Annotated in this window: 2 protein-coding genes; one reads left to right on the forward strand and one right to left on the reverse strand. The window is 72.1% G+C overall.

Annotation, left to right across the window (positions count from 1 at the left end; translation table 11 throughout):
• Window positions 1-327, reverse strand: a 327-nt coding sequence (locus IJH84_RS25350; RefSeq protein WP_295149844.1) for a MarR family transcriptional regulator, incomplete at its 3' end; no start/stop codon positions are given.
• Between the two features lie 95 nt (window positions 328-422).
• On the opposite strand from IJH84_RS25350, the gene IJH84_RS25355 reads away from it, so the two are divergent.
• Entirely contained in the window at window positions 423-2,210 is a 1,788-nt protein-coding gene (locus IJH84_RS25355) for a chloride channel protein (protein ID WP_295149845.1), read from the forward strand.
• The last annotated feature ends 83 nt before the right edge of the window (window positions 2,211-2,293 follow it).

A 2,293-nucleotide genomic window follows, 5' to 3' on the forward strand; every position in this document is an offset into this window, starting at 1 on the left:
GGCCGCGGTCACCGACACCGCGCTCTCCCGCCGCGAGGTGGGGCTGACCTGCCGGTCCACCAGGCCCGACGTGACCAGCCGGTTGATCATCCTGGTGACCGTGGACGGGTTCACGCCCAGCAGCTCGGCCACCGCCGCGTGCTTGAGCGGGCCGCGTCCGTGCAGCGCCACCAGCAGCCGGAACTGCGGCAGCGTGAGCGAGTCGTCCACCGCGGCGATGGAGCGCGCGGAGGCGGCCACCAGCAGCCGGGATGCGGTGAGCATCGCGTCGGTGACCGCGTCGATGTCCTCGACCGGCAGCTCGTCGTCGACGTCGGGGCGGGGCATGGGCTCCGTTGTACCGGAGCCGCCGCCGGGCCGGTGCTGCCCGGTGTTCCGCATCTTACATTTCGTGCCATGGGCAACTGTTGCATCATGCAAGAGTGGTTGCGACGTACGAATCCCGCCGTCCCGCACTGCCTGACCGCCACGGAATCGGGACGTGGCTGCGGGAGCGGACGTCCGGTCTGGTCGCGCTCGCCGTGGTCATCGGCGTCGGCGCCGGACTCGGCGCGATCGTGTTCCGCTGGCTGGTGCAGTCGTTCACCCGGCTGCTGTCCGGAACCGCCGACTACTCCGTCGCGGGCGGGGCGGCGCACCCGTGGCTGCCCGCGCTCGGGCCGTGGTTCGTGCTGGTCACCCCGGTCATCGCGGGACTCGTGTACGGGCCGCTGGTGCAGCGGTTCGCGCCGGAAGCGCGCGGGCACGGGGTGCCGGAAGTGATGTACGCGGTCGCCGAGCACGGCGGCCGCATCCCGGCGAAGGTCAGCTTCGTCAAGGCGCTCGCCTCCGCGCTGTGCATCGGCTCCGGCGGCTCGGTCGGCCGCGAAGGGCCGATCGTGCAGATCGGCTCCGCGCTCGGTTCCTCGCTCGGCCGCAGGGTGCGGCTGCCGGAGTCGCGGCTGCGGGTGCTGGTCGCCTGCGGCGCGGCAGGCGGCATCGCCGCGACCTTCAACGCGCCGCTGACCGGCCCGTTCTTCGCGATGGAGCTGATACTGAGCAGCTTCGCGGTGGACTCGTTCGCCGCCGTGGTCGTCGCCAGCGTGACCGCCAGCGTCATCGGCAGGGCCGTGCTGGGCAACGAGGCGTTCCTGGAGCTGCCGAAGCTGTCGCTGACGGGTTCGCACGAGTACCTGCTGATCGTGCTGCTGGGCGTGCTCGCGGGCGCGCTCGGGATCGGGTTCAGCCGGGTGCTGTACCTGGTCGAGGACCTCTGCGACCGGTTGTGGCGCGGGCCGGAGTGGCTGCGCCCGGCGGTCGGTGGGCTGCTGGTCGGCGGCATCCTGCTGGTGCTGCCGGAGATGTACGGCGTGGGCTACCCGGTGCTGCAGAACGCCATCGGCGGGAAGTACGCGGTCGCTTTCCTGCTGCTGCTGGTGGTCGGCAAGATGCTCGCCACGAGCCTGACGATCGGCGTCGGCGGTTCCGGCGGGGTGTTCGCGCCGTCGTTGTTCATCGGCGGCATGGCGGGCACCGCGTTCGGCGCGGTGGTGCACGAGCTGATGCCGGGCGCGACGGCGGCACCCGGTGTCTACGGGATGATCGGCATGGGGGCTGCCTTCGCCGGGGCGGCGCGGGCGCCGATCACGGCCGTGATCGTGCTGTTCGAGCTCACCGGCGAGTACTCGATCATCCTGCCGCTGATGGCGGCGATCGTGATCGCGACGCTGGTCAGCCGCGCGATGAGCAAGGGCACGATCTACACGCTGAAGCTGCGGCGCCGCGGCGTCGACCTGGAGGCCAGCCGCGCGACCTGGCCGTTGACGAGCCGCGGCGTGCACGGGGTGGTGCAGCCGTTGCCGGAGGCGTTGCGCGCCGAAGCGGAGCTCTCCGATGCCGCGCAACAGCTCGCGTTGTCCGGATACGGCGTGCTGCCGGTGGTCGACCCGGACGGCGAGTACCGGGGCTGCGTGACGACCCGGGCGGTCGCGCAAGCGTTGGGCGCGCAGCGGCTCGAACCGGGCGGCGAGGACCCTCGCAGGCTCACCGGTGATCTGGCCGAACTCCCACCGCTGATCACCGACCGCGCCACGCTCGCCGAGGCGCTGGACGCGCTGGCCTCGGCGCCCGGCGGCGCGCTGCCGGTGCTCGACGAGTCCGGTCGCGAACTCTCCGGCTGGCTCACGCACCGCCGAGTCCTCGGCGCCCTCCGCGAGGTCCCGGCGTCCTGAGCACGCATTGGCTCGTGGTGATCACACGCTGTCCAAGAAGCACCGCGCTCGGTAATCTGATCTCTCCGCCGAGGATCGGCGGA

The organism is Saccharopolyspora sp., from assembly GCF_017434145.1.
In the GTDB taxonomy this organism is placed as follows: Bacteria; Actinomycetota; Actinomycetes; order Mycobacteriales; family Pseudonocardiaceae; genus Saccharopolyspora_C; species Saccharopolyspora_C galaxeae.